Annotated in this window: 23 protein-coding genes, 1 pseudogene and 1 riboswitch; of the genes and pseudogenes, 12 read left to right on the top strand and 12 right to left on the bottom strand. The window is 65.1% G+C overall.

Annotated elements, in window-relative coordinates:
* Positions 1–187 precede the first annotated feature (187 nt).
* Complete coding sequence (locus ACA027_RS16250) at positions 188–1,126, bottom strand: LysR family transcriptional regulator (protein WP_370679238.1); 939 nt, start codon at positions 1,124–1,126, stop codon at positions 188–190.
* An 86-nt stretch (positions 1,127–1,212) separates the two neighbouring features.
* Between ACA027_RS16250 and ACA027_RS16245 the strand changes: the two genes are divergently transcribed.
* Positions 1,213–2,154 carry a DMT family transporter gene (locus ACA027_RS16245; protein ID WP_370679237.1) on the top strand — a complete coding sequence of 314 codons (942 nt, stop codon included), beginning with the start codon at positions 1,213–1,215 and terminating at the stop codon, positions 2,152–2,154.
* Between the two features lie 539 nt (positions 2,155–2,693).
* Here ACA027_RS16245 and ACA027_RS16240 read toward each other — a convergent pair.
* Positions 2,694–3,422 (bottom strand): LrgB family protein, encoded by a 729-nt coding sequence (locus ACA027_RS16240; protein WP_370679236.1) that lies wholly within the window; start codon positions 3,420–3,422, stop codon positions 2,694–2,696.
* The gene (locus tag ACA027_RS16235; RefSeq protein WP_370679235.1) at positions 3,419–3,793 is read right to left on the bottom strand and encodes a CidA/LrgA family protein; all 375 of its coding nucleotides are present in this window, start codon (positions 3,791–3,793) and stop codon (positions 3,419–3,421) included. The genes ACA027_RS16240 and ACA027_RS16235 overlap by 4 nt, the downstream gene beginning before the upstream one ends.
* Before the next feature lie 467 nt (positions 3,794–4,260).
* On the opposite strand from ACA027_RS16235, the pseudogene ACA027_RS16230 reads away from it, so the two are divergent.
* A pseudogene (locus tag ACA027_RS16230) lies at positions 4,261–4,758 on the top strand (sodium:proline symporter); the annotation flags it as partial.
* A gap of 73 nt (positions 4,759–4,831) precedes the next feature.
* Here ACA027_RS16230 and ACA027_RS16225 read toward each other — a convergent pair.
* Positions 4,832–5,020: a hypothetical protein gene (locus ACA027_RS16225; RefSeq protein ID WP_370679234.1), complete on the bottom strand. Its 189-nt coding sequence runs from the start codon at positions 5,018–5,020 to the stop codon at positions 4,832–4,834.
* 246 nt (positions 5,021–5,266) lie between these two features.
* On the opposite strand from ACA027_RS16225, the gene ACA027_RS16220 reads away from it, so the two are divergent.
* From ACA027_RS16220 to ACA027_RS16190, 7 genes are all read left to right on the top strand, one after another.
* Positions 5,267–6,892, top strand: coding sequence for a methyl-accepting chemotaxis protein (locus ACA027_RS16220; RefSeq protein WP_370679233.1), 1,626 nt, complete (start codon positions 5,267–5,269; stop codon positions 6,890–6,892).
* Between the two features lie 3 nt (positions 6,893–6,895).
* Positions 6,896–7,432, top strand: a complete 537-nt coding sequence (locus tag ACA027_RS16215; RefSeq protein WP_370679232.1) for a bacteriohemerythrin — start codon at positions 6,896–6,898, stop codon at positions 7,430–7,432.
* 206 nt (positions 7,433–7,638) lie between these two features.
* A riboswitch (cobalamin riboswitch) is annotated at positions 7,639–7,868 on the top strand.
* A 64-nt stretch (positions 7,869–7,932) separates the two neighbouring features.
* Positions 7,933–9,825 carry a TonB-dependent receptor domain-containing protein gene (locus ACA027_RS16210; protein ID WP_370679231.1) on the top strand — a complete coding sequence of 631 codons (1,893 nt, stop codon included), beginning with the start codon at positions 7,933–7,935 and terminating at the stop codon, positions 9,823–9,825.
* Positions 9,810–10,727 carry an ABC transporter substrate-binding protein gene (locus ACA027_RS16205; RefSeq protein ID WP_370679230.1) on the top strand — a complete coding sequence of 306 codons (918 nt, stop codon included), beginning with the start codon at positions 9,810–9,812 and terminating at the stop codon, positions 10,725–10,727. Before ACA027_RS16210 ends, ACA027_RS16205 begins: the two co-directional genes overlap by 16 nt.
* Entirely contained in the window at positions 10,724–11,263 is a 540-nt protein-coding gene (locus ACA027_RS16200) for a hypothetical protein (protein ID WP_370679229.1), read from the top strand. Before ACA027_RS16205 ends, ACA027_RS16200 begins: the two co-directional genes overlap by 4 nt.
* 109 nt (positions 11,264–11,372) lie before the next feature.
* A complete protein-coding gene (locus ACA027_RS16195) occupies positions 11,373–12,005 on the top strand; it encodes a ParB-like protein (RefSeq protein ID WP_370679228.1) in 633 nt (210 codons plus the stop codon).
* Positions 12,006–12,085: 80 nt separating this feature from the next.
* Positions 12,086–13,738, top strand: coding sequence for a SulP family inorganic anion transporter (locus ACA027_RS16190; RefSeq protein WP_370679227.1), 1,653 nt, complete (start codon positions 12,086–12,088; stop codon positions 13,736–13,738).
* Positions 13,739–13,864: 126 nt separating this feature from the next.
* On the opposite strand, the gene miaA is transcribed toward ACA027_RS16190, so the two are convergent.
* Both miaA and ACA027_RS16180 read right to left on the bottom strand, forming a co-directional pair.
* The gene (gene miaA / locus ACA027_RS16185; protein WP_370679226.1) at positions 13,865–14,857 is read right to left on the bottom strand and encodes a tRNA (adenosine(37)-N6)-dimethylallyltransferase MiaA; all 993 of its coding nucleotides are present in this window, start codon (positions 14,855–14,857) and stop codon (positions 13,865–13,867) included.
* Between the two features lie 194 nt (positions 14,858–15,051).
* Positions 15,052–15,360, bottom strand: coding sequence for a hypothetical protein (locus ACA027_RS16180; RefSeq protein WP_370679225.1), 309 nt, complete (start codon positions 15,358–15,360; stop codon positions 15,052–15,054).
* Positions 15,361–15,541: 181 nt separating this feature from the next.
* On the opposite strand from ACA027_RS16180, the gene ACA027_RS16175 reads away from it, so the two are divergent.
* Positions 15,542–16,426 (top strand): methylglyoxal synthase, encoded by an 885-nt coding sequence (locus ACA027_RS16175; protein WP_370679224.1) that lies wholly within the window; start codon positions 15,542–15,544, stop codon positions 16,424–16,426.
* A gap of 6 nt (positions 16,427–16,432) precedes the next feature.
* Here ACA027_RS16175 and ACA027_RS16170 read toward each other — a convergent pair whose 3' ends face one another.
* The 3 genes from ACA027_RS16170 to ACA027_RS16160 form a co-directional block, all read right to left on the bottom strand.
* Complete coding sequence (locus ACA027_RS16170) at positions 16,433–16,825, bottom strand: DUF5329 domain-containing protein (RefSeq protein WP_370679223.1); 393 nt, start codon at positions 16,823–16,825, stop codon at positions 16,433–16,435.
* A gap of 182 nt (positions 16,826–17,007) precedes the next feature.
* Positions 17,008–18,000 (bottom strand): porin, encoded by a 993-nt coding sequence (locus tag ACA027_RS16165; protein WP_370679222.1) that lies wholly within the window; start codon positions 17,998–18,000, stop codon positions 17,008–17,010.
* 167 nt (positions 18,001–18,167) lie between these two features.
* Complete coding sequence (locus tag ACA027_RS16160; RefSeq protein WP_370682607.1) at positions 18,168–19,082, bottom strand: LysR substrate-binding domain-containing protein; 915 nt, start codon at positions 19,080–19,082, stop codon at positions 18,168–18,170.
* Positions 19,083–19,270: 188 nt separating this feature from the next.
* Here ACA027_RS16160 and ACA027_RS16155 point away from each other — a divergent pair, with 188 nt between their 5' ends.
* Both ACA027_RS16155 and ACA027_RS16150 read left to right on the top strand, forming a co-directional pair.
* Positions 19,271–20,011: a sulfite exporter TauE/SafE family protein gene (locus ACA027_RS16155; RefSeq protein WP_370679221.1), complete on the top strand. Its 741-nt coding sequence runs from the start codon at positions 19,271–19,273 to the stop codon at positions 20,009–20,011.
* 150 nt (positions 20,012–20,161) lie between these two features.
* Positions 20,162–20,569 (top strand): hypothetical protein, encoded by a 408-nt coding sequence (locus tag ACA027_RS16150; protein ID WP_370679220.1) that lies wholly within the window; start codon positions 20,162–20,164, stop codon positions 20,567–20,569.
* Positions 20,570–20,715: 146 nt separating this feature from the next.
* Here the strand turns inward: ACA027_RS16150 and gdhA are convergent, their stop codons facing one another.
* From gdhA to mutL, 3 genes are all read right to left on the bottom strand, one after another.
* The gene (gdhA, locus tag ACA027_RS16145) at positions 20,716–22,062 is read right to left on the bottom strand and encodes an NADP-specific glutamate dehydrogenase (RefSeq protein WP_370679219.1); all 1,347 of its coding nucleotides are present in this window, start codon (positions 22,060–22,062) and stop codon (positions 20,716–20,718) included.
* A gap of 279 nt (positions 22,063–22,341) precedes the next feature.
* Complete coding sequence (locus ACA027_RS16140) at positions 22,342–23,184, bottom strand: MurR/RpiR family transcriptional regulator (protein ID WP_370679218.1); 843 nt, start codon at positions 23,182–23,184, stop codon at positions 22,342–22,344.
* Positions 23,185–23,210: 26 nt separating this feature from the next.
* On the bottom strand, positions 23,211–25,217 hold the full coding sequence (gene mutL / locus ACA027_RS16135) for a DNA mismatch repair endonuclease MutL (RefSeq protein ID WP_370679217.1): 2,007 nt from the start codon (positions 25,215–25,217) through the stop codon (positions 23,211–23,213).
* Between the last annotated feature and the right edge of the window lie 151 nt (positions 25,218–25,368).

Here is a 25,368-nt window from a genome sequence, read left to right as displayed (position 1 = left end):
TTTCTCCGACACGACGCAGTTTTCACCCATGGCAAGCAGCTCTGTCTCTCCATGGCAGCACCTGGAAATGAGTGCCCTAAAACTCACTTCACACTAAAACGGCACTTCATGCAGACAGGGCGTGCACCAGCAGCTCCTGAAATCAGCATCATCCGATGTGGCCGCACCACTGCGTGGCAGCCCGCATTCAGTCGTCACCCCGGGCCAGGTGGTCAATCAACGCCCGCACCTTCAGTGGCAGATGGCGTGTGGGTGGGTAGAGCGCGTAGGCCGTGCGCGTGGCATAGGGGCCGGCCAGTTGCCAGCCAGGAAACAGCTGCACCAGCCGGCCCTGGGTCAGGGCTTCGCGCGCGGCAAAGTCGACCACGATGCCCACGCCCTGGTGGCGCAGGGCCAGGGCCAGAATGCCCACGCTGCTGCTGATGGACAGCGGCGCATGCACGCGCAACTCCACCGGGGTTTGGGGCATTGCCTGCCCGGCCGCGTCTTGCGGTTCCCAGCACAGCTGGTTCTGAAACTCGCCATAGCCCAGGGTGATGCAGGGCTGGTTGGCCAGGTCGCCGGGGTGTTCCAGCGGCGCAGGCAGCAGGCGCAAGCATTCGGGCGAGGCCACGGCGATATAGCGCACCTGGCACAGGGCCCGCGCCACCATGCCGGGCGGCAGCTGTGCCGCCGTGGTGAGGCGTATGCCCAGGTCCAGGCCTTCTTCCGTCAGGTCCACCATGCGGTCCGTCAGCTGGACCGACAGCTCCACCTCCGGCCAGCGTGTGCGAAAGGCAGGCAGCTGCGGTGCCAGCCAGGTCTCGCCAAACACCTCGGGCGCCGTCATCCTCACCCTGCCGCGCGGGGTGTCGCCATAGTGGCCGGCGGTGGCGTGCACCTCACGCGCCAGCTGGGCCATACGGGCGCAGCCGACATAGACCTCGGCGCCCAGCTCGGTCAGCGAGACGGAGCGGGTGGTGCGGTGCAGCAGCTTGGCGCCCCAATGTGCCTCCAGCCGGCCCACGCTGCGGCTGACGGCCGAGGTGGTCAGCTCCAGCCGGCGTGCGGCGGCGGCAAAACCACGCAGCTCCACCACGGTGGCAAACACCAGCATCTCGGGCACCAGGGCGTGTTCGTTGCGCATAAACCGCTTTACTGTTGAATGGCGTGCAATAGTAAATTGAATAGCGATGAATTGATGCGCTGCGCGCAATGAACGACGCTAGGGGCATGACGACATTGCATTCCCATGACGCTGCAGACCGCAGCACCGCTTTACCTCCATCCATGCCGGTAGCCGCGGCCTCACCGCCAGCCCTCCAAGGCGGTAGCTGGCGCATGGTGCTGGCCATGGCACTGTCCGGCACCATCGGTTTGTTGGTGGTGGAAAGTGGGCTGCCTGCGCTGTGGGTGGTGTGGCTGCGCTGCCTGCTGGGAGGGTTGGGCCTGGCGGTCTGGGTGGTGTGTGCACGCCAGTGGGTGGCGCCCACGCGCCGAGAATGGGGCTGGCTGGGCCTGGGCGGGGTGGCCCTGGTGTGCAACTGGATCGCCTTGTTCAGCGCCTATGGCTACAGCAGCATTGCCGTGGCCACTGTGGTCTATCACGTGCAGCCCTTTGTGCTGCTGGTGCTGGCGGCGCTGTTTCTGGGGCAGGCCTTGCCGCTGCGCCGCCTGCCCTGGCTGGGCCTGGCCCTGCTGGGCGTGGCGCTGAGCAGCGGCCTGGAGGGCGGCCAGACTGCTAGCACCACCTGGCCCGGAGTGGCCCTGGCGCTGCTGGCCGCCAGCCTGTATGCGGTGGCCACGCTGCTCACCCAGCGCCTGCAGCGCATTCCTGCGGCACAAATTGCCATGCTGCAAATGGGCCTGGGTGCGCTGGTGCTGGCAGGGCCGGTGTGGCTTTGGGGCGGGGCGCCGGTGTTCAACGCCCGGGCCTGGACGGCGGTGCTGGTGCTGGGCCTGGTGCACACGGCCTGCATGTACACGCTGATGTATGCCGCTTTCCAGCGCCTGCCGGCCCAGGCCATTGCCGGCCTGTCCTTTATCTACCCGGCCATGGCCTTGCTGGTGGACCTGCTGTGGTTTGGCACCTGGCCCACGACTGCGCAATGGCTGGGCATGGCCCTGATCCTGGGCGCAGTCTGGGGCTGGCGGCGCAGGGCTGGGCAAAACTAGAAAAAACAGGCTGGAGCGGAGAGTAGATAAGCTTTAGCAGCTCCTGTTCTGGGAGCGAAGCGACTGACGATGGTTGGCCGGAGCGGGCCAGAGAAGACGAGAGGGCGCCGGATCGCCCTCCGCAACGCCCAGACAGCGCTTCAGGCGCGGCGTCTCGCCCGCAGACAGTGAAGAGCGTGCTTACGATCTCCTCGCGGCGCGCCAGTGTCTTTGCGGGATGGGATACAAGGCGCGATACCGCAGCAATAGCCGCGCTATTGCGAGGATTCGCAACGACGTAGACCGCCCGCAAAGGCACTGGCCCGAAGGGTTGGAGCGAAATCGGGCGATTTCTTCGCGCTGAAGCTTGCTTGCACACGGGTGCAAGCTGCGCCTCATCACTTCGAACTCATCCCGATTGCGCTCCAACGCGCCTGCGTAGAGACCGTAAGCATGCTCTTAATACGGCAAGGGCGAGCAACAAAGCATGAAGCGCTGTATGGGCGCCTCGAAACGATTCACCCACCAAGTCGAAGACTTGGCAAAGAACAAAAGAGGATTTACAGCAAAGCCATCAGCAGCGGCATGGCGACGGCGGTGGCCACACCGTTGAGCCCCATGGCCAGGGCTGAAAAGGCGCCGGCCGTGGGGTGGATCTGAATGCTGCGGGCCGTGCCTATGGCGTGGGCCGTCAAGCCCAGGGCAAAGCCTTCCACGGCGGGGTCGGTGCAGTGCAGGCGGCGCAGCAGCCAGGGCGCCAGAATGGTGCCGGCAATGCCGGTGATGGCCACGGCCACGGCGGCCAACGAGGGCAGGCCGCCAAAGCGCTCCGCCAGCGGCAGGGCGATGGGGATGGTGGCCGACTTGGGCGCCAGCGAGACGATGCTTTCCATCGATCCCCCGAGCACCCAGGCAATGCCCACGGCCGACAGCAGGGCCACGATGCAGCCCACCGTCAGCGAGACGGCAATCGGCCGCCACAGCCGGCGAATGCGCGCGCGCTGGGCATACAGCGGCAGGGCCAGGGCCACGGTGGCCGGGCCCACCAGCAGGCTGAGCCAAGCCGTGCCCTGCTGGTAGATGGCATAGGGCGTGCCGGTGAGCAGCAGCACGCAGACAATCACCGGCACGGCGGTGAACACGGGAATCAGCCAGGGCTGCTGGCCGCTGCGCTTGTACAGCCAGACGGCGGCCAGATAGCAGGCAATGGTCAGAATCAGCCAGGGCAGGGGGCCGGCCTGCATGCTGACCAGGGTGCGGTTCAGGCTGAGGTAAAGGGCCTCGTTCATGCCTGGTCCTCCGCGGCATTGCCGTGGCGGGCGCGTTCGCGGCCCATCATCCATTTGAAGGTCAGAGCGGTGGCGGCCAGCGTGAGCAAGGCGCCCAGCACGCAAGAAGCCACAAAGGGCAGCCATTCGCGCGAGAGGCGGTCAAAGTGCAGTATCACCCCGGCGATGGTGGGAATGAACAGCAGCATCATGTTTTGCAGCAGGAAATGGCCGGTCTGCTCCAGCCAGGCCGGCAGCGTGTTCTTCCACAGCAGGGCCAGCAAGAGCAGCAAGGTGCCGGCCAGGGCACCGGGAAACGGCAGCGCCAGGGCGGTGACCAGCATCTGGCCCAGCCACTGAAAAACGAAAAGCACCAGCAAGGCCTGCAACATGCGCTCCACACTCCATCCAGAAGAACAATCGGTACGGCGGCGAGCATCTGTTGAGAGCCCATGGCCGCGCAGGCGTGCAGTCTAGGCGTGATGGCGGCGGCAGGCTGGGCGAGCCCGCAAGCCTGTGCGCCCTGCCTGCTTTCTGGGCAGCTTAATAAGGGTTCAATAAAATCAATTGCTTACATCTGCTTTGCACGCGGCGGGAACGACTTGTCCACAGGGTTGTGCAAGCAAGCTGTGGGGAAGACTCAGGGTAAATGCCTAGATTTTTAGGTATGGGAAGCTTTCGGCGGCCTGTGTGTCGGGTGCAGGTGAGTGCCCACATGGCGGTGCGGGCCGCAGCAGCGGGTGGCCAGGCCGGGCTGCGCCGGGGCGGTTGGCGCAGGCAACTAGAATGCCCGGTTTCGCCCGTGCCATGCACCAGCGCTGTCTGTAGCGCTCGGGCTGCAACCAGTGTGGCCGGCATCTTGCTGGCTGCGGTGATGAGCACCCTGTCCTGCCAGCTGCTGGTGTGCTCCAGTGCGTTGACGCAAGACATCTACAAAACCTTTTTGCGCAAGCAGGCCAGCCAGCAAGAGCTGGTCTGGTTCGGCCGGGCCATGGTGTTTGCGGTGGCGGTGGCGGTGGTGGCCATCGCCATTGCCCAGGATCCGGACAGCAAGGTGCTGTCCATGGTCAGCAATGCCTGGGCCGGTTTTGGTGCGGCCTTTGGCCCGCTGGTGCTGCTGTCGCTGCTGTGGCCGCGCATGACGCGCAATGGCGCCTTGGCCGGCATGGTGGTGGGTGCCGTCACCGTGCTGGTGTGGCAGCAATACCAGTGGTTCAAGCTGTATGAGATCGTGCCGGGCTTTGCACTGTCCAGCCTGGCCATTGTGCTGGTGAGCCTGTTGGGCAAGGGCCCCTCTGCACGGGTGCAGGCCATCCACGCCGAAGTGGAGCGCGACATCGCTGCCCACGGCGGATAAGCCAGCGCTTTCGCCGTGTGCCCATGCCCCGCAGGCCTTGCCTGGCGGGGCATTTTTTATGGGCGGGGCGTTGTCAGCGGGTGCGTGAGGCGTTGGCGTCGATGTCGCCAAACACCGTGATGCCGCTGCCCGAGCTGCTGCCCGCATTGGAGGCCATGGTGCCGCCGCAGGCCGTCAGTGCCAGGCACAGGCCAGCGGCCAGGGTGAGGGCGCCACGGCGCAGCCAGCGAAGAGAAATGGGAGAAGCGAATAAAGATTGCATGCCTGCATGGTAGTGCATGCTTACGTGAAGCTTGCAAAGGCTGTGTGGCCGCCGTGGGTGCTGGGGCCTTGCGGGCGTGGCGGCGCAATGGGCTTGCGTGGCCGCTGCGCCTTGGGGGAGGGGAATTCGCGTAAAGCTTGCGGTAAGTCAGGCGTGATAAGTTGTTACTTGGTGTATCAATAGATGTTTGACGCCCGCTGCTAGACAGTGGGGCATTTTTTGGCTTGTTCCCTTCTTCTCTTTTCCATGCCTCTTCCCTCATTCACCGCAGGTGGCAGCCTGCGTATTGGCGCCAAGCTGGGCTTGGCCTTTTTCACCATCAATGTCTTGATGTTCATCATCCTCGTGGTGTCCGTGGTGCGCTTGACCAGCGTGGGCCACACCACGCGCGACATCATCGATGTGGAATGGGTCAAGACCGAAGCGGCCAATACCCTCAGCACCATTGCCCTGGCCAATGCCCGGCGCACGGTGCAGCAGCTGGTCAGCGCGCCGGCCGAGCGTCAGGTCTTGCGTACCGAGATCACACAGGGCCGCGAGCGCTTTGTGGCTGCGTTCAATCTGCTCAATGAGCAGATCAAGCGCCCCGAAGCACGCGATCTGCTGAAAAAGGCCGAGGCCGCGCGCGGCCTGTATGTGGAATCGCAAAAGCGCTTTTACGAGCTGCTGGACGCCGGCCAGGATGATGCGGCCCGCCAGGAGCTGCTGGGCACCACCCTGGTGCAGCTGGGGCAGGTGCAGCAAAACGCCGATGCCCTGGCCGTGATCGAAAAGCAGCTGGTGGTGGATGCCGGCCACAAGGCGGTGGACGACACCCAGTCCGCTCGCCTGTGGGTGGCGGGTATTGGTTTTTCAGCCATGTGGCTGGGCCTGTTCCTGGCCTGGCGCATCACCCGCGCCATCACCCGGCCGCTGGGTGAAGCCGTGCAAGTGGCCCAGGCCGTGGCCGCAGGTGATCTGGGCAGCCGCATCACCGTGCGCAGCCAGGATGAAACCGGTCAGCTGCTGATGGCCTTGCAGACCATGAACCACAGCCTTTCGGACATCGTGGGCGAGGTGCGTAACGGCAGCGATGCGATTGCCACGGCCACCTCGCAAATTGCCACCGGCAACCTGGATTTGTCGGGCCGCACCGAGGAGCAGGCCAGTGCGCTGGAAGAAACCACGGCCGCCATGCAGGAGCTGGCCGGCACCGTGAGCCAGAACTTCGCCAACGGCCGCCAGGCTGCCGAGCTGGCCGAAACCGCCTCCAAGGTCGCCGTGCGCGGTGGCCAGGTGGTGGGCGAAGTGGTGCACACCATGGAAGCCATCAACACCTCGTCGCGCAAGATCGCCGACATCATCGGCATCATTGACGGCATTGCCTTCCAGACCAATATCCTGGCGCTGAACGCCGCCGTGGAAGCGGCCCGCGCAGGCGAGCAGGGCCGGGGCTTTGCCGTGGTGGCCTCCGAGGTGCGCTCCCTGGCCGGCCGCTCAGCCGAGGCCGCCAAGGAAATCAAGGGCCTGATCGACGAGTCGGTCAACAACGTCGGCAACGGCTGCACGCTGGTGGAAAAAGCCGGCAGTACCATGGACGAAATCGTGGTCAGCGTGCGCCGCGTGGCGGACATCATGAACGAGATCAGCGAGGCCAGCGAAGACCAGACCCATGGCATCGAGCAGATCAACCAGGCCATGATGCAGATGGACCAGGTCACCCAGTCCAACGCGGCCCTGGTGGAGGAATCGGCCGCCGCAGCCCAGTCGCTGGAGGCTCAGGCCCAGGCGCTGGTGCAGGCCGTCAGCGTGTTCAAGGGCACGGCAACCACGCTGACCTATGCCCAGCCTGCACTGGCCGCGCGACAGGCGCTGCCGGCACTGGAGGCCTGATCCATGGCTTACTTTGCATGGGCCGATGACATGGTGATCGATGGCGGCCCCATCGACGCAGACCACCGCCTGCTGGTGGAGCTGGTCAACGAGTTGCACACCGCCACCAGCGAAGGCCAGGGCCGGGCTGTGGTGGAAACCATTTTGCACAGGGTGATCGTCAGCACCCAGGAGCATCTGCGCAATGAGGAGCACATCATGGCGCAGATGGGTTTTCCGGATCTGGACAACCACAAGATAGGCCACCAGCATTTCATGGACCAGCTGTGGAGCCTGGAGAAAAAGCTGCAGGCCGGCAGCATCACCGTGGCGGCCCAGCTGTCGAGCGTGCTGCGCGACTGGCTGTCGCTGCATATCCGCCGCAACGACAAGGAGCTGCTGCGCTTTCAACGCCGCCAGGCGCGCGAGCAGGCCCGAAAGAGCGCTGCGGCCCGGGTTGCGGGCAGCAGCACCGCAGCCATCGCCCGGCACGCCCCGGCAGTCCCCGCCCTCAGCGCGGCGCAGCCGCCGGCCTTGCCTGCCAGCAAGCCTCGGGGCTAGGCCTGCGGAGGGATGCATCGGGCCTTTGCCCCGCAAGCGCCTGCAAGCCCTGCAGGCGCTTTTTACATGGGACAGCTTGCGCGGTGCGGGCCCATTTTCTTGCCGGCGGGACGGTGCTCTTTTCTGCCTCCTTGCGAGGCACGGCACAGTGCAAGCGGTGCAGCATGTGAGGGAGCTCTCACACAAGCGGGCTGTAAGCCAGGCTTCGTACAATGCCGGCCTTTGGTGCTCACGGCGCTGTTCTGGCGCTGTGGTTAAACGGGAAACATGGATGCAGGCCTTGCAGCCTGCACAGCATGTACTGCCCCCGCAACAGTGAGCGCACCGGTCGCAAGACCACCCTGTCTCTTTTCCCGCCACTGGAGCCTGGCGCTCTGGGAAGGCCGAGGCAGCGGGTGCGCCAGTCTGGATACCGGCCAAAAGGTTCAGCACCTGTCCGCAGGCGGCTGGTGGTGCAAGCTGCACGGGCGGGGACGCCGGTGCCAACCTTTGATTCATTGATGCAAAACTTCAAGCAATTCTCCGCGGAAGGCCTGTGCGCCCGTGTGCGTTGTCCTCTGGCTGCTGTGGCGGGCGCCGTCATGGCCTTGTGCAGCGCCGGCGTGCTGGCGCAAACCGCTTCGGCGTCGCGACTGTCCGAAACCGTGGTGACGGCCGCACGCATGCCCCAGTCTTTGGAAAGCGTGACGGCCGATATGACCGTGATCGACAGTGCAGAGATTGAACGCTCTGGCGCGGTTGGTGTGGCCGATGTGCTGGCGCGGGTTCCTGGCGTGCAAATCAACCGCAGTGGCGGGCCCGGGCAAGCCACCAGCGTGTATTTGCGCGGCATGAGCAATCAGCATGCCGTGGTGTTTGTGGATGGTGTGCGATTTGGCACGCAGGAAATGCAAGGCGGCGCTGTGTGGGCGACGTTGCCGCTGGCGCAGATCGAACGCATTGAAGTGCTGCGCGGCCCTGCCGCTGCCATTTATGGCTCGGATGCCATGGGTGGTGTGATTCAAATCTTCACCCGCAAAGGCAAGGAAGGTGCGCCCGTGCCCTATGTGGAGCTGGGCTATGGCACCCACAAGAGCAGCAAGGCTGCCGCAGGGATTTCCGGTGGCGTCAATGGCCTGAGCTATGCACTGAATCTGGCGGATGAGCGCAGCGATGGCTGGGATGTGAATCCGGGTAATCAATGGGCGCCCAATCCCGATAAAGACGGATATTCCAACAGCTCGGTGGGGCTGAACCTGGGCTACAAGACCGGCATCCACACTCTGGACGGCAGCTTGCGCTACAACCGTCTCAAGGCCCAATACGATCAAAGCCCCGCGCCATTTGATGATTTCGACATTGTCAAAACCACCACGGCCAGCGTGAAGTGGGCAGCCCAGTGGACGGGCAGCTATCGCAGCGTGGTGCAGCTCTCGCACACCGGCATGGACACCGACCGCCACACCAGCGCCCCGGAATCGGCCGAGGGCCGCAGCGCAGGCCTGCTGTGGCAGAACATCTGGACATTGGGCGGGCACCGCTTCAACGTGGACTATGAGCGTACGGAAGACCGTCTGAAGACAGATTACTCGCTCTCACCTTATTCCTCTCTTGTGAATACAGATAGCAAGCGCGTGCAAAACGCCATTGCCTTGGGCTGGGGCTGGCAAACCGGGGCGCACAGCTTCAATGCCCATATGCGCCACGATGATGTGCGCGACCAGAAGAGCAAGACCACCGGAGGCGTGGGCTATGGGCTGCAGATCAACGACAGCCTGCGCTGGGTGGCTTCGGCAGGCACAGCCTTTCGGACTCCCACGCTGTATGAGCGTTTCACAGGCCAGTCTTCGCCTGATCTTCGCCCGGAAAGCAGCCGTAACATTGAAACCGGCCTGCATTTCGAGCAAGGCCAGAACAAGTTGTCGGCCGTGGTCTACCGCAACAAGATCCGGGACCAGATCACCTATGAATGGAGCGGTTCTGCAGCCTGCAACTGCTATCGCAACTGGGAAAAGGTGGAGCTGACGGGTCTGACACTGTCCGGCTCGACCCGGGTGGCAGGCTGGAATATGGGCGGCTCGCTGGACTTCATGCAGCCCAAGAATCAGGAGAACGACAAGCTGCTGCCTTACCGCTCCAAGCGCATGCTCAAGCTCTATGCAGACACACAGCTGGCCGGTTGGACCCTGGGCAGTGAAGCCCAGCTGTACAGCCAGCGCCAAGTCGATGCCGAGAACACGCAGCAGTTGCCCGGCTATGGTCTGGTGAACTTGTATGCCGAGCGTGCATTGAGCCGGGACTGGCGCTTGCTGGCTCGTCTGAACAATGTGGCAGACAAGGACTATGCCCCCAGCAAGGGCTACGCCAGCGCAGGCCGCACCTTCTTTGTCAGTTTGAAATGGACGCCGCACTAAACCCCTGCCTGCGTACCCTGCGCCAGGCCACTGCCGCCTTGCTGTGCGCCGTGGCGGGCTGGGCGGTGGCCGATCCTGCGCCGCTGCCAGCCCCCATTCCCGCGCCGCAGCGCATTGTTTCTTTGCTGCCCTCGCTCACAGAGGCCGTGTGTGCGCTGGGGGCCTGCGGGCGGCTGGTGGGGGTGGATGTGTTTTCCGAAGATCCCCCGGCTGTGCGCCATCTGCCTCAGCTGGGGCGTACCTGGGAGCCTGATATCGAACGCATCATCCAGCTGCGCCCCGATGTGGTGTTCATGGGGCGGGTGCCGCCTGCACAGCGGCGGTTGGAGGCCGCTGGCCTGCGCGTGGTGGTGGCGGATGCCAGCACCCTGCCCGAGGTGAGGGCCATGCTGCTGCAGGTGGACAGCGTGCTGCAGCAGCAAAGAGGCGAGGCGCTGTGGCAGCTGCTGCAGCAAAGAATGATGCAGGTGGTGCAGCGCAGCCAGCAGGATCGCCAGGGGCGCCCGGCTCCACGTGTGTATCTGGAGGTGGATGCCGCATTGTTTGCTGCCGCACCCGGCTCCTTCATGGGGCAGCTGCTTGCGTTGCTGGAGGTGCAGAACATCGTGCCAGTCAGTGACCGGCCGTTTCCGCGTCTGGCGCCGGAGTTTGTGCTCAAGGCCGATCCGGACCTGATCATTCAAACCCATGGCGCCACGGCGCGAGAGCTGGCCCAGCGCCCGGGTTGGGCCAAGCTGCGCGCCGTGCGCACCGGCCAGGTCTGCCGTCTGAGTCAGGCGGAAAGCCGCGCCGTGACCCGACCTGGCCCACGCCTGGACGTGGCGGCCGCGGTGCTGGCACGCTGCCTGCAGATGCCACAGACTGCCGCGGTCATGCCCGCTGCATGGAAAGACCCGATATGAAGCCCAGCCCCATCCTCGACGAGGTGTGCTACCCCTTTATCTGCGAGACCTCCTATCTGTGTGACTTCGAAGTCACCACCGACGAGCTCTGCGCCCTGATTGGCAGCGCACTGGCCGCCACGCCGCCGGAATACGCCGATCTGTTGGCCGATCTGGACCGGCTGCAGCCGCTGGCCTTTCACATCAATGGCTCGATTCGCGGCAAGCTGGCGGTGGAGGAAAGCGATCTGGACTGGTTGAAAGATCGGTTGGGCTACTACCGCGCGCAAGCCGGCGAGCGTCTGCACGCCTTTGTGCTGCCGCGCGGCAGCGCGCCCGTGCCCCAGCTGCACCAATGTCGGTCGGCCGCCAAAAAAGCCATTCGCTGCATGGTGCGTGTGGAGCAGGAGGGGCGTGAAGTGCCTGCCGTGCTGCCCCGAGCCTGCAATCTGCTGTGCAATCTGTTTTTTGCCATGACGCTGGCGGTGAACCAGCGCCGGGATGTGGTGGAGGTGGCTTTCGAGAGCAAAAGCTACCGGGTGCGCGCGCCGGGGTGAATGGGCAAATGGTCTTGGGTGCTGCTGTTTTGCATCACCCTGGACCACTGCCAACCCGGGCCGCGTGGGCTTGGCTGACAATGGGGCATTGCTTGTCGCAGGAGTTGCAATGCCGATTCAGCAGCATATGGAGCAGGTCGCGCTGGCCGATTTGCGGCCCACGCAAATGACGGTGGGGGCCGCCGAGGTGGCCGTCAAACGCGCCCAATGGGCGCAACTCAAATCCAAGGCCAGAGACAAGCTGCTGCACAGCCACTGGTTCCCGGCCGTGCGCGGGCCGCGTGGGCTTTTCTTCATCGTGGACCACCACCACTTGGGCCAGGCGCTGATGCAAGAAAGCGTGGACCAGGTCTGGGTCATGCTGCTGGCCGATTACAGCGCGGTGGAGCCGGATATGTTCTGGCGGCTGATGGAGTTCCACCACTGGACCCATCCCTACGACGAAAAAGGCCGGCGCCAGGCATTCAGCGCCATTCCCAAGCGCCTGGAGCAGCTCAAGGACGACCCCTACCGCAGCCTGGCCGGCGAGGTGCGCAAGGCCGGCGGCTATGCCAAGGACTCCGCCCCCTTTGTGGAGTTTTTGTGGGCCGATTTCTTTCGCCCGCATTTCGACAAAAAGAGCTTGAGCAGCCAGGGCGGCCAAGGCCTGCCCGAGTCGGCTGTGGTGGCTGCCGTGGCATTGGCCCGCGGCCCGCAGGCGCGCTTCCTTCCGGGATGGGCAGGGGTTCAGTCAACCCCCTGAGCGGCAGATTTGGGGCGGGCTACTGGCTCTGGCCGCCTCCAAAAGATTTACCCATCCCATCAAAGAATAGGAGTGCTCCGATGCGAATGCCGTCACTGCCTCGGGGGGCTGATTGGGTGGCAGGCCTGTCGATCGCTGGCCTGCTGCTGCCCGAGGCCGTGGCCTATGCCGGCATTGCTGGTGTGCCGCCCCAGGCCGGTGTCGTGGCCTTGTTTGCCGGTCTGCTGGCCTATGGCTTGCTGGGCAGCAGCCGTTTTGCCATCGTTTCGTCCACTTCGTCCTCGGCGGCGGTGTTGGCGGCGGCCACTGCGTCGGTGTTGCATGTGAGCGGGGCGCAGCAGCATGCCATGGGCCTGGCCATGGTGTTGATGGCGGGGGTGATCTTTTTTCTGGCGGCCCTGGCCAGGTTGGGTGCGGTGTCGCAGTTCATTGCCAAGCCCGTGCTGCGCGGTTTTGCGCTGGGGTTGGCGCTGACCATTGTGCTCAAGCAACTGCCCGTGGCCGTGGGCGTACACCCGGTGCACAGCGATTTTCTGCGCTACGGCTGGGAGCTGTTCAGCCAGTGGCGGTCCTGGCATATGCCGGGCCTCGCCATGCTGCTGGCTGGCTTGCTGGCCCTGCGGCTGTTGGGGCGCTTCAAGGCCGTGCCCGGGGCCTTGCTGGTGATTGCCGCCGGCATTGTTTTTCAAAGCCTGGGCTATGGCCAGGCCTGGGGGATTGCCAGCGTGGGGTCCATGGCGCTGGGGGGCATACGGCCCGAGCTGCCGACCTTGGCCATGGCCGAGTGGCTGCGTGTGGGCCAGCTGGCCATGGCCCTGGCCTTGATTCTGTATGCCGAGTCGTACAGCTCCATCAGCAGCCTGGCCTTGCGCCATGGCGATGCGGTCTCGCCCAACCGCGACCTGCTGGCCCTGGGCGCGGCCAATACCTTGTCGGCGCTGTTCCAGGGCCTGCCGGTGGGGGCGGGCTACTCGGCCAGCTCGGCCAACGAGGTGGCGGGGGCGCGGAGCAAGGCCGCAGGCCTGATTGCCTGCGCGGCCATAGGCTTGCTGGTCTGGCAACTGCTGGCCTGGATGGAGCGCATTCCCGAGCCCCTGCTGGCCGCCGTGGTCATGCATGCCGTGGGCCATAGCTTGAGCCCGGCGGCGCTCAAACCCTATTTCGCCTGGAAGCGCGACCGGCTGGTGGTGCTGGCGGCCTTGGCCGCCGTGCTGCTGTTTGGCGTGCTCGATGGCTTGCTGGTGGCGATTGCGGTCAGCATTGCCATGCTGCTCAAACGCTTTGCCCAGCCGCGTCTGAGCTGGCTGGGGCGTTTGCCCCAGTCCCATGATTTTGTGGATGCAGCGCTGAACCCCGAGGCCCAGGTGCAGGCCGGCCTGCTGATTGCCAGACCCGAGGCGCCGCTGTTCTTTGGCAATGCCGAGGCGGTGTTTGCCGCCCTGGGTGCCCAGGTGCAAGCTGGGCGTGGTGCGGGGCTGCAGGCTCTGGTGCTGAGCCTGGAGGAGTCTTCCGATCTGGACGGCAGCAGCCTGGAAGCCCTGGCCAGCTTTGCCGCACAAATGCAGCAATGGGGCGTGGAGTTGCGGTTGGCGCGCTGCAAGGATGCCGTGCGTGTGCTGCTGCAGCGCGCCAACCTGGCCGCGCTGCCCCCGCAGGCCTATGCGGCCTGGAGCGTGGCCGATGCGGTGGATGGGCAGGCAGTCCAGGCGGCAGCCGGGTCTGCAATGACATGAAAAAAACCATAGCTGCCTTTACCGAGACAGCAATGATTTTTGATGGATTCCTCTGTGAAATGCAGGCTGTATCTGCAGCAACAGCTATCCAAGGGATAGCGGCTGCCGGGCCACATTGGCGCGGTTTCAGCGCGGCAGCCGGGCCTGCACCACGCCCCATGCGGCCATCACCAGCTGGGCGATAGCGTCGGGTGCCTGGCAGTCAATGGTCTGGCGCTCTCGCATGCCGCGCAGCCAGGTGATCTGGCGCTTGGCCAGCTGGCGGGTGGCGGCAATGCCTTTTTCGCGCACCAGGTGCAGGTTGAGCGCGGGCTTGCTCCCGCGCTCTTGCCAATCCAGTTCTTCCCATACCTGGCGGTAGCCCACGCAGCGCATGCTGGGCAGGTCCAGGTGCAGCTCGGGGCGGGCACGCAGGGCGCGCACTTCCTCCACCAGGCCTTGCTCCAGCATCTGTTCAAAACGCTGGGCAATGCGCGCATGCAGCCAGGCACGGTCGGTGGGCTCCAGCGAGAAAAGCGTGGCATCAAAGCGCGGGGCCGATGGGTCTTTGGCGGTGTGGAAGCTGGACAGCGGCCGACCGGACACGCGCCACACCTCCAGCGCGCGCTGGATGCGCTGGCTGTCGCCGGGAGCCAGGCGGGCCGCGGCCTCGGGGTCGACCTTGGCCAGCTCGGCATGCATGGCAGGCCAGCCGATGTCGGCAGCCTGGGCATCCAGCTGGGCGCGGACCTCGGGGGCGGCGGGGGGCATTTCGTCCAGCCCCTCAAACAAGGCCTTGAAGTACAGCATGGTGCCGCCCACCAGCAGGGGCACGGCACCGCGCGCGCGAATCTCGGCCACCAGGCGTTCGGTGTCGCGCACAAACTCGGCGGCCGAATAGCTTTGTGTGGGCTCCAGAATGTCGATCAGGTGGTGGGGTACGGCGGCCAGCTCGGCGGGCGTAGGTTTGGCCGTGCCAATGTCCATGCCGCGGTAGACCAAGGCGGAGTCGACGCTGATGATTTCTGCGGCCAGGCCGCGCTGCTGCAGCACGGCAGCCAGTGCCAGGGCCGCAGCGGTTTTGCCGGATGCGGTGGGGCCAGCGATGGCAATGCAGGGCAGAGGGAGCGAGGCAGTCATGGCGTGGGAAAGCGGCTGGGTGCGAAAGCCCGGTGCTGGAAAAGCAAATGGCCCGGCAAACCGGACCATGGCGGGCGTCCGCAGGCTGGAAAAAACTGGGCCGAGGATACCGCAGCCCTGCCGCTTTCCACGGCACCAGGGTTTCCTTCAGGGCGCAGCTGCGGTGCTGCCCTGGGTGGAGATGCGGTTCGGTGTCACCTGCCTGATGGCGAGGGGGGGATTTCCAGCTGCTGCAAGGTGCTCACGGGCGGGTGCTCGGGATCGTCACCGGGCTGCAGGTCAAAGTAGGGGCGCTCGGCCGGGCCGGCATTGCTGTCGCGGGTGCTGCTGCCACGACGGCGGCCCAATACAAAGATCAGCGTGGCATGTTCCTGGTGCGCAGTGGGCGGGGCGTTGTGAACCTGCAGCAAGATCCAGCCGGCCTGCAGAGCGTGGTTGACGCTGGCAGGGGTGTGCACGATCTTGATGGCATCGATGTCGGGGTAGCCGGTGCAGGAAGTCATGGCAGGGTGGTGCAGGCGTGGAATAGCTGCCACGGTAACGACGGGCCCGCACTTCATGCGGCCCCGCCGTGCCCCACAGCCATGGCGGCCAGACAAATGGCCCCTCGGTCATTTCTCCAGGCCGTGCCGGCTTTTGCGTCTATGCTTGGCGGCTCCAGCCTTTTGAGAGGAATGCGCCACCATGCTTTTGGGACTCGCCGCCAACCGCCTGCACCACCAGAACGAAGATGGAGCCCTGTTTGCCCTGCTGCGCGCCTGCGAGCCGGGCATTCGGCAGCTGCAGCTGGGCTTTCACACCGTGGGCCGCACCTATGACGCCATTGCCGCAGCCGCCATGCTGCAGGGCTACAAAGGCCTGGTGCGCTACCCCTATGGACGCGATGGTGGCCTGATGAAGCTGGTGGCCGAGGTGGTGGGAATGCCTGGTGAAGGCCGTGTGCTGGATGGCGCCATTTACCTGACGGACCCGGTGGACCCGTCCTCCATCTTTCCCGAGGCACTGGCCCTGAAGCGCCAGTGCGTGATCCATGGCAAGCCTTTTTTGTCTACCGTGGCCAGCACCCGCGACTGGGTGGAGATGGAGCGCATCCATGCCGGTCTGGTGCCGGATCGCAGCGCCGACCGCTTCCATGACCTGGAGCGCCAGACCGTGGCCTTGATTGCCCACGATGCCATGAAGCCGGCCATGCTGGACTTTGCCGCGCGCAACTTCGCATTGCTGTCGCGCTTTGCGCGCCGTGTGGGCACGGGCACCACAGGGCAAAAGCTCAACGAGCTGGCCTGGAGCAAGGGTTGGCCCACGGACCGCCCCTGGGTGGACCGCTACCACAGCGGCCCCTTGGGCGGGGATGCCCAGATTGCCGACCTGGTGCTGGAGCGCCGCTGCCAGCGCGCCATATTTTTTGAAGACCCGCATGTGGCGCGCCAGCATGAGGCCGATATCCAGCTGCTGGAGCGTGCCGTCACCACCGTCACCCACGAGGCCGTGTGCACCACCTCACCCGCGGTGGCGCAGCGCTGGTGTGATGCGGCGGTGCAGCGCGCCAGCGCCACACCCATGGCCTGAACGGCCTTATTTGCGGGCGCTGCGGTAGCGCTCGAGCTCGGTGCGCAGCCAGGTCGCACTGGGCTCTGCCGCCTGGTTGGCGCAGCGCACCTGGTAGGGCTTGCTGCTCATGCTGCTTTCGCTGCCGGCGCGGGTGATGAAGTCCTCTGCCGTGGCCACCCAGTCTTTTCGAAGCAGGTAGTCGTATTTCTTGCGCAGATGGTCGGCCGCCTGCTTGCTGTCAAACCAGCTGCCATTGCGCTGGAACTCGCAGCCCGAGTTGCGGAGGTGAACAATCAAATGCTCGATTTCCTGATTGGCCGCAGCGGTAGGTGGCGCGGCATGGGTTGCGGCCAAAGGGGCCAGTGGCAGCAAGGTGGCGAGCGTGCAGGCACGCAGCTGGCGTATGAATCGTTTCATGCCCGCAGATGTTACAAAGATTCGGCGAAAACGCTGTAGTCCTGCAGCGGAAATTCGCAAGCCGAAGTTACAAAGAAAAAGTGCAGCTGGCGCATATGCATGGCGCATAGGTTGCTATTGAATAAAGAGTGCTGCATGCAAAGAGAAGCCACGAGGGCTCCTCTTTGAGACGGCGACCATGCTCAGAAATACTGGCGAATGCCCACGCCGAACGAGCGCAGATCGCCGCCTTGCACACCCGTGCCGTAGCTGGCCTGGTCGCGGTTGTGGATGCGGGTGAACAGCGCATACACCTTGGTCAGCTTGCTGAAGTTGTGGTTGTAGGCCAGGGTCCATTGCAGGGCCTGGGTGTCGCCCTGGCCTGCGGCCTTGCCGGCATAGCCCACGTTGACGTGGTACTCATTGGCGCCCTGGGTGTAGATGCTGGCCAGGCGTGTGGTGTGGCGACCGCCCTGGCTGGCGTCGACTGCGTAGTTGGCATGGTCCCAGCCCCGGCTGTACTGGTGATAGGCAGAGAAGGTCCAGCTGTCATTGAGGGCGTAGGTGGCGCGCAGCGTGGCCTGGCGGGCCGGGCCCCAGTCGCCATAGCCCAGGCCGAAGGACCAGTCGCCACGCTCGTAGTTGGCCGCCAGATCCCAGGCGTTCCTGGCGGGCTCTGCCGATTTTTCGTGCAGGCTGGTGCCGATTTCGACCGTGAGGTGGTTCCAGGTGGGCGCGCGGTAGGAGAGGTGGTTGGCGCCGTTGGAGACAAAGGCGTAGAGCGCGTCGGCCGAGGTGCCAGTGTCGAAATTGTGCGCGTTGACGATGTCGGCCGTGGCGTAATAGGCCTCGCTGATGATGCGGCCCATGCGTAGCATGCCGAAGTCGCCGGCCAGGTAGACCTCGCTCTTGCGGTTGAAGAAGGCGCTGTCGGTGTTGGCCCCGGTGTCCGACTCAAAGCCGTTTTCCAGGATGAACCCGGCCCTCAGGCCGCCGCCCAGGTCTTCGCTGCCGCGAAAGCCGAAAAAGGACTCGTTATTGCGCACACCGCTGGTGTGGGCGTGGTCTTCGGTGCTGCGCTCCACCGAGGTGTTGATGCGCCCATAGATCTGCAGGCCTCCATCATGGGCCAGGGCGGAGAAAGACAGGGCGGCCAGGCAGGCAGCGGCGGGCATGCAGAGGGTGCGCAGGGTCACGGGAAAAGCCAGAAAAGCAGACAGACACAAGGCCGGAGGCCATGGCTGCGCAGAGGGCAGCCAACCGGCACGCGAAGCCGTGCGCAGCAGCGGGCACGGCGGAAAGGGGCGTCATGCTAGGCCAAGCCCGTGGCTGGTGCAGAGCAGCGCAGCAAAGTGCAGCGCATTCAAGGGTTTGTGCCGGCCAGGTTGGCACAGGCTTGCTGCAGTGCCTCCACAAAGTGCTGCAGCTCGGCGTACTGGGCACCGGCCTTGCGCTGAAACAGCGTAATCGGCGGCAGCTGCCAGTTGAAGGCATGGGGCACGATGGCTACGCCGGCAATGCGCACCAGCTCCTGGGCAATGTCGGCCGGCACGATGGAGACGGCGCGTTCATTGGCCGCTACCAGCTCGCCAATCACCTTGGCAGACAGGCTTTCGACATAGGGCGGCGGTGGCTCCACCCCGGCGCGCAAAAAGAAATCGGTGATCTGCTCGCGCATGGGGGTGTTGCGCGGGCCCAGCACCCAGTCCAGCTCTGCCAGCTCGGCCCAGGCCAGCGGGCGCCGGCCCAGGCGTGCGGCCAGGCGGCGATGGGCCACCAACTGCGGGGTTTGCGCATACAGCACGGTGTGACGCAGGCCGTCCATGTCCAAAATGGCCGAGGTGCGGCCGATCACGCAGTCCAGTTCGTGGGTGCGCAGCCGGGCCAGCAACTGGTCGCTGGTGGCCTCGTGCAGCGTCACGGTGGTGCGTCGCCCCTGCAGGCGCGTGCGGTCTATGGCCTGGGCCAGCATGCGGCCGGGCAGAAACGGAATCACCCCTACCTGCAAATGGGCGGCGCGTTGCTGCGCCACGGCGGCAATGTCCAGGGCCCAGTGGTCCAGATCGGCCAGCAGGGTCTGGGCGCGGGTCAGCACCAGCGCACCCAGGGCCGTGGGTGCCATGCCGCGTGAGGAGCGGGTGAACAGTGCTGCGCCGAACAAGGACTCCAGCTCGGCCAGGGCCTGGGTGACGGCGGGCTGGCTGGTGGCCATTTGCTCGGCCACACGGGTCAGGGAGCGTTGCTGCTGTATGGCGACCAGCAGCAGCAAATGCTTCATCTTCAGGCGCTGGGCCAGGCGGCGGGCCAGCGTCTGGTCTGGATGGGACGTCACAGCGGCTTTTCTTTCATAAGTAAAAACATATTAACCAATAAGAATTCGCGATTTTCTACTTATGGCTTGTGGCCAGAATCCGCCCCATCTCCTCGTGGTGCGAGGCGGTGTATTTCCAAGAAAAGAGGGAGCTTATGGAGTCGGTATGGCTGGTGGTGGCGGTGGGCGCCGGGGTGGCTGGTTTTGTGCAGGGGCTGTCGGGCTTTGCCTTTGGCATGGTGGCCATGTCGTTCTGGGCCTGGGTGCTGCCGCCGCAGCTGGCCGCCGTGCTGACGGTGTTTGGCGCGCTACTGGGCCAGTTGCTGGCGGCCTTTACCGTGCGCCGGGGCTTTGTGTGGGCGCAGCTGCTGCCCTTTGTGCTGGGCGGGTTGGCGGGGATTCCGCTGGGTGTGTGGCTGCTGCCCCAGCTGAATATGCTGTGGTTCAAGGCGCTGCTGGGCGGCCTGCTGGTGCTGTGGTGCCCGCTGATGCTGCTGGCACCACGTTGGCCGGCACTGAAGGTGGGCGGGCGTTGGGCCGATGGCGTCTCTGGCCTTGCCGGAGGTGTGCTGGGCGGGGTGGGGGGCTTTACCGGCGTGGTGCCCACCTTGTGGTGCACGCTGCGCGGCTATCCCAAGGACGTGCAGCGGGCGGTGATACAGAACTTCAATCTGTCCATGCTGCTGGTGACCATGGGCGTGTATCTGGGCACCGGCATGGTGACGCGTGACATGCTGCCGCTGTTTGCCGTGGTGGCACCTGCCATGTTGTTGCCCACCTGGCTGGGAACGCGGCTGTACATAGGCATCAGCGAGGCGCGTTTTCGGCAACTGGTGCTGGGGTTGTTGACCTTATCGGGGGCCGCCATGCTGCTGTCGGTCTGGTTAGCGCTGTGATGCGACTCTTCTCGCAGCATGTGGGAGGTGTTTGGTGTTCTCGTGTCCTGCGCTGATACGATGGACTGCCCCGCATTCGCTCACTGATTCGCTGACTGACTGCCATCTTCTCGCATGACTCCGCCTGCTTCGGACCATGGCGCGTCCGCCATGTCCTCTTCCATTTCTCCACCCATTTCTTCCCTGTCACGTGGCGCTTTGGCCTTGGCGCTGGGGGTGTTTCTCGCTGCAGCCTCAGCCATCTTCATCTTCTTTTTTCAACCGGACTTCTTCGGCTCGGGGTTTGAAGGCAGCAGCGGCTATATGGCCATGTTTGTTTACACGCCCCTCGTTGCGCTGGCCTTGGCTCCCATCTGTTGGGTCTTGCTTCGGCGTGCGGGCCCGCTGACGGTGCTGCTGCAGTGGTTTGTTCTGGTGTTTTTGATAGGCTGGTTCATCGGGCTGGTTGGCTGGGTGCTCTGTGGCTGGTTGGCATGGCGGATGGCGCGGTTGTGGCGTGAACAGACGCAGCAGGGACTATCGGTCAGAGCGCTTTGGGTGTCCAGCGGGCATGATTGAAATCAGCCGATTGATTCCCTGCCCGAAGGCGGTGCAGCAGTCATGGTGCACAGGGCTTTGGGAAAGTGCAGGACGGTTGTTGAGGCGATGAAGAAAAAACAGGGGCCCAAGGGCCCCTGTCTGCATATGGATGCTTGCGCTGGTGATCAGATCACACCCTGGGCCTGCATGGCCTCGGCCACCTTCACAAAGCCGGCGATATTGGCGCCGTCGATATAGCTGATGGAGCCATCGGCACGCTTGCCGTACTTCACGCAGGCGGCGTGGATGCCTTGCATGATTTGCAGCAAACGGGCGTCGACCTCTTCGGCGGGCCAGCCCAGGCGGGCGGCGTTTTGCGACATTTCCAGGCCGGAAGTGGCCACGCCGCCAGCGTTCGATGCCTTGCCGGGGGCGTAGAGCACGCCGGCGGCTTCAAAGGCCTTGGCGGCTTCGATGGTGGAGGGCATGTTGGCGCCCTCGGCCACGCATTGCACGCCGTGGGCGATCAGGGCCTTGGCGTCGGCCAGATCCAGCTCGTTCTGGGTGGCGCAGGGCAGGGCCACGTCCACCTTGATGGACCAGGGACGTTGGCCGGCCAGGAATTCCACGCCGTCCACTTGTGCGGCGTAGTCGCTGACGCGGCCGTACTTGTTGTTCTTGATGTCCATCAGCAGGGCCAGCTTCTCGGGGGTGAAGCCGTTCTTGTCGTACACCGTGCCGGAGGAGTCGGAGATGGTCACGACCTTGGCGCCCAGGGCCATGGCTTTTTCCACCGCGTACTGGGCTACGTTGCCGGAGCCGGAAACGGACACGGTCATGCCTTCAAACGATTTGCCGCGGGTCTTGAGCATTTCGTCTGCGAAGTAGACGGTGCCGTAGCCTGTGGCTTCGGGGCGGATCAGCGAGCCGCCAAAGCTCAGGCCCTTGCCGGTGAACACGCAGGCGGCGTTGTTGGACAGCTTTTTGTACATGCCGGCCATGAAGCCCACTTCGCGGCCGCCCACGCCGATGTCGCCGGCCGGCACGTCGGTGTCGGGGCCCACATGGCGGAACAGCTCCTGCACAAAGGCCTGGCAAAAGCGCATGACTTCGGCCGGGCTCTTGCCCTTGGGGTCGAAGTCCGAGCCACCCTTGCCGCCGCCCATGGGCAGGGTGGTGAGTGCGTTCTTGAAGGTCTGTTCAAAGGCCAGGAACTTCAGCACCGACTGGTTGACCGAGGGATGGAAACGCAGGCCGCCCTTGTAAGGGCCAATGGCCATGCTGTGCTGGATACGGAAGCCGCGGTTGACCTGCACCTGGCCCTTGTCGTCGGTCCAGCTGATGCGGAACTGGATGATGCGCTCGGGCTCGACCAGGCGCTCCAGCAGGGCGTTGTCGGCGTACTTGGTGTTTTTTTCGATGAAGGGCCACAGAGACTCCATCACTTCGGTGACGGCTTGCAGAAATTCGGGCTGGCCAGGGTTGCGGGCAGCAACTTCTTGCAGGAACTGGTCGAGAGAGGCGTACTTCATCGGGAGCTTTCAGCAGACAAAAAATCGATCGCGGAAGTGCGAAGAAGAAAATTATGCCAAAAATGTATGCATTTATGCATCAATCTGGGCATAACTTCTATAAGTTTGGTGCATGGATTCGGTGGTTTGGTGCGATGCAGGCCTGTATGCACCGTTTTGGCACATGCCAAAAACCACAAGGCGCACAGGGACGCATCCCTGATGGATGCGCTCCTGTGCGCCTTGCTGGGGGCGGGGCTGCTGTGTATGCGAGCCTGCAGGGGGAGGTTTGCGCTGGCGCTACACCAGCTCAAAAGGGGTGGCCCGCCATTGCACGGCATGGGCGGTGAGGCTGTAGATCAGGGCCGAGGCGGCCGTGGTGTCAAACACTGGGGGCACATGGCGCTGGGCGCTGGCATCGTTGCGGCTGTAGGCGCTGGTGTGGCAGCGCAGCAACCAGTCGGAGGCCGGGGCGCTGCTGCCCAGGTCGGTCATGCACAGCACCTTGGCGCCTGCCGCGCGCGCGGCCTGGGCCACCTCGGCCAGCAGCGGGTCGGTGCTGTGCAGGGCAAACAGCACCACCAGGTCGTGGGTGTCCAGCCGGGGCAGCACGTCTTCCACGGTTTCGCCCAGGTCGGGCACCAGATAGGCGCGCTTGCCCAGGCCGTGGCGCAGTTGCCAGCGCAAATGGGTGGCCAGGCTATGGTTTTGCTGCAGGCCCATGCAAAACACCTGGGGCGCCTGGTTGAGGGCGGCGGCCATGGCATCCATCACCGTGGCCGGAATCTGGGCCACGGTGGCGGCCACGTTTTCCTGCACCTGCTGCCACAGCTGCATGGGTGTGGGGGCGTGCTCGGCCACATGTACGGACAGCGGCACGCCGCTGGGGGTGCTGTCGAGCCGGGCCTGGCGGCGGGCCTCGTCATAGCTTTCAAAGCCCAGGCGGCGCACGAAACGGGTGACGGTGGCATTCGACACGCCGGTGAGCAGGGCCAGTTCGCTGGCGCTGTAGCCGGCGGGGTTCAGTGGCTGGTCCAGCACCATCTGGGCGAGCTTGCGCTCGGTGGGCGAAAAATCGGGCAGGGCCTGGCGCACGCGGGCAAAAAATGGGGTCACGGGCAGGCTGCGGGAAGAAGAGTCCATGGAGGGCACAAGGGAAAAACGGGGTCTCAGCGGCCGCGCAGAAACAGCGCGTCCAGCTCTTTCATGTTCAGCTGGCGCCAGGTGGGGCGGCCATGGTTGCATTGATCGGAGCGCTCGGTGCTCTCCATCTGGCGCAGCAGGGCGTTCATCTCGTCCAGCGTCAGCTTGCGGTTGGCGCGCACGGCGCCGTGGCAGGCCATGGTGGCGAGGATTTCATTACGCGCGCGCTGCACCACGCCGCTGGCGTCTTGCTGCTCCAGCTCGGCCAGCACGCTGCGTGCCAGCTCCACGGCATCGCCCTGGGCCAGGGTGGACGGCACGGCGCGCACCGCCAGGGTCTTGGGGGAGAACGGCGCCACTTCCAGGCCCAGCTCGCGCAGGGTGTCGGCATGGGCCTCGGCCGTGGCCACCTCCTGGGGCGTGGCGGCAAAGGTGGCGGGAATCAGCAGAGGCTGGCTGGCAATGGGCTGGTCATTGCCCAATTGGGATTTGAGGCGCTCGTAGACGATACGCTCGTGGGCCGCATGCATGTCCACAATCACCATGCCCTGGGCATTCTCGGCCAGGATGTAGACGCCGTGGATCTGGGCCACGGCCCGGCCCAGGGGCCAGGCCGCTGCATCGGGGGCTGCGGCATCTGCGCCGGGCGCCGGTTCCGGCTGCGTGGCATTCCAGGGGGCGGCAGCCTGGCCTTGGGCTGTGGCGTTGGTGGCTGCCGCGGTGTCCCCCTGTGGTGCCGGGCTGTGGGGCAGAGGCGGCTGCGCAGCGCCTTCGCGCATGGGCGCCCACAGCGCCGTCATGTCGTTGACCACATGGCCGGCGCGCTCGGGCAGCGGCATGGCGTATTGCATCTGGGGCGTGCGTGCTGGCGCCTGGGGCTGCCAGGCAGCAGCTGGTGCGGCGCCGCCAGCCATGCTGGCGGAGACTGCGGCGCTGCCGTCAGCTGGGGGGGCGTCGGTGCCGGGGGTGTCTTGGGCTGCCTGGGCGGCCAGCAGCGCGGCCCGTGGGGCGGCCAAGGCGTCCTCGATGGCGTAACGCACGGCCTGGTGCACCTCACGGCTGTCGCGAAAGCGCACCTCGATCTTGGTGGGGTGGACGTTGACGTCCACGCGCGCGGGATCGATGTCGATGTAGAGGGCGTACAGCGGCTGCTTGTGGCCGTGCAGCACGTCTTCGTAGGCGCTCTTGGCGGCGTGGGTCAGCACCTTGTCGCGCACAAAGCGGCCGTTGACATAGCAGTACTGCTGGTCGGGGCGCGAGCGGGCCGCGTCCGGCAGGCCGGCACGGCCGATCACGGTGATGCCGTTGCTGCTGGTGCGTTGCACGGGCAAGGTGTTGTCGACAAACTCCTGGCCCAGCACATCGGCCAGGCGCAGCGCCAGGGCCTCTGCCATGGGCGTGCCAGAGGGCACGGCGCGCCACTGCTCGACCAGCTTGCCTTCGTGCCAGATGGCAAAACCCACGTCCGGGCGGGCCAGGGCATGGCGGCGCACGGATTCAATGCAATGGGCCAGCTCGGTGGCGTCGCTTTTCAAAAACTTGCGGCGCGCAGGGGTGCTGAAGAACAGCTCCTTGATTTCCAGCGTCGTGCCTTGACCACGGGCGGCGGGGCGTAGCTCGCCGCTGCGGGCGTCAAGCAAGAAGGCGTTGTCCTGGCCGGCTGGGCGCGAAAGAATGGCGGCCTCGGACACCGAGGCGATGGCGGCCAGGGCCTCGCCCCGAAAACCCATGGTGGACACGGTTTCCAGATCGTGCAGATCGCGGATCTTGCTGGTGGCGTGGCGGCGCAGGGCCACGGGCAGCTCTTCGCGGGGGATGCCTATGCCGTCGTCTTCCACGGCAATCAGGCGCACGCCGCCGGCCAGCAGGCGCAAGGTGATCTGGGTTGCGCCAGCGTCCAGCGCGTTGTCCACCAGCTCGCGCACTACCGAGGCCGGGCGCTCCACCACTTCGCCTGCAGCGATCTGGCTGATGAGTTCGTCGGGAAGTTCTTGGATGCGCCGGCGTTCCGGGCTGGTGTCGGGAGAAGTCATTGGCCCCGATTTTATGCAGCGGCAGGTGCTGGGGCCGTGGGCAGGTGTAATAGCTGGGCTTTCAGGGCGGAACAGCTCCCACAAGAATGCGGCTCCGGGTGGGGCAGGGCCGCAGGGCGCTCAGCGCAGGTGATGGCCGTTGGCAGCCGTC

It is taken from the genome of Comamonas sp. GB3 AK4-5 (genome assembly GCF_041320665.1).
GTDB lineage: Bacteria > Pseudomonadota > Gammaproteobacteria > Burkholderiales > Burkholderiaceae_C > Comamonas.
This window is presented reverse-complemented; position numbering and strand designations above follow the sequence as displayed.

What these genes read in the sequence shown, in the direction of transcription:
- ACA027_RS16250 (WP_370679238.1), bottom strand. Translation starts at nt 1,126, where the DNA reads ATGCGCAACGAACACGCCCTGGTGCCCGAGATGCTGGTGTTTGCCACC.
- ACA027_RS16245 (WP_370679237.1), top strand. Translation starts at nt 1,213, where the DNA reads ATGACGACATTGCATTCCCATGACGCTGCAGACCGCAGCACCGCTTTA.
- ACA027_RS16240 (WP_370679236.1), bottom strand. Translation starts at nt 3,422, where the DNA reads ATGAACGAGGCCCTTTACCTCAGCCTGAACCGCACCCTGGTCAGCATG.
- ACA027_RS16235 (WP_370679235.1), bottom strand. Translation starts at nt 3,793, where the DNA reads ATGTTGCAGGCCTTGCTGGTGCTTTTCGTTTTTCAGTGGCTGGGCCAG.
- ACA027_RS16225 (WP_370679234.1), bottom strand. Translation starts at nt 5,020, where the DNA reads ATGCAATCTTTATTCGCTTCTCCCATTTCTCTTCGCTGGCTGCGCCGT.
- ACA027_RS16220 (WP_370679233.1), top strand. Translation starts at nt 5,267, where the DNA reads ATGCCTCTTCCCTCATTCACCGCAGGTGGCAGCCTGCGTATTGGCGCC.
- ACA027_RS16215 (WP_370679232.1), top strand. Translation starts at nt 6,896, where the DNA reads ATGGCTTACTTTGCATGGGCCGATGACATGGTGATCGATGGCGGCCCC.
- ACA027_RS16210 (WP_370679231.1), top strand. Translation starts at nt 7,933, where the DNA reads ATGCAAAACTTCAAGCAATTCTCCGCGGAAGGCCTGTGCGCCCGTGTG.
- ACA027_RS16205 (WP_370679230.1), top strand. Translation starts at nt 9,810, where the DNA reads ATGGACGCCGCACTAAACCCCTGCCTGCGTACCCTGCGCCAGGCCACT.
- ACA027_RS16200 (WP_370679229.1), top strand. Translation starts at nt 10,724, where the DNA reads ATGAAGCCCAGCCCCATCCTCGACGAGGTGTGCTACCCCTTTATCTGC.
- ACA027_RS16195 (WP_370679228.1), top strand. Translation starts at nt 11,373, where the DNA reads ATGCCGATTCAGCAGCATATGGAGCAGGTCGCGCTGGCCGATTTGCGG.
- ACA027_RS16190 (WP_370679227.1), top strand. Translation starts at nt 12,086, where the DNA reads ATGCGAATGCCGTCACTGCCTCGGGGGGCTGATTGGGTGGCAGGCCTG.
- miaA (WP_370679226.1), bottom strand. Translation starts at nt 14,857, where the DNA reads ATGACTGCCTCGCTCCCTCTGCCCTGCATTGCCATCGCTGGCCCCACC.
- ACA027_RS16180 (WP_370679225.1), bottom strand. Translation starts at nt 15,360, where the DNA reads ATGACTTCCTGCACCGGCTACCCCGACATCGATGCCATCAAGATCGTG.
- ACA027_RS16175 (WP_370679224.1), top strand. Translation starts at nt 15,542, where the DNA reads ATGCTTTTGGGACTCGCCGCCAACCGCCTGCACCACCAGAACGAAGAT.
- ACA027_RS16170 (WP_370679223.1), bottom strand. Translation starts at nt 16,825, where the DNA reads ATGAAACGATTCATACGCCAGCTGCGTGCCTGCACGCTCGCCACCTTG.
- ACA027_RS16160 (WP_370682607.1), bottom strand. Translation starts at nt 19,082, where the DNA reads ATGAAGCATTTGCTGCTGCTGGTCGCCATACAGCAGCAACGCTCCCTG.
- ACA027_RS16155 (WP_370679221.1), top strand. Translation starts at nt 19,271, where the DNA reads ATGGAGTCGGTATGGCTGGTGGTGGCGGTGGGCGCCGGGGTGGCTGGT.
- ACA027_RS16150 (WP_370679220.1), top strand. Translation starts at nt 20,162, where the DNA reads ATGTCCTCTTCCATTTCTCCACCCATTTCTTCCCTGTCACGTGGCGCT.
- gdhA (WP_370679219.1), bottom strand. Translation starts at nt 22,062, where the DNA reads ATGAAGTACGCCTCTCTCGACCAGTTCCTGCAAGAAGTTGCTGCCCGC.
- ACA027_RS16140 (WP_370679218.1), bottom strand. Translation starts at nt 23,184, where the DNA reads ATGGACTCTTCTTCCCGCAGCCTGCCCGTGACCCCATTTTTTGCCCGC.
- mutL (WP_370679217.1), bottom strand. Translation starts at nt 25,217, where the DNA reads ATGACTTCTCCCGACACCAGCCCGGAACGCCGGCGCATCCAAGAACTT.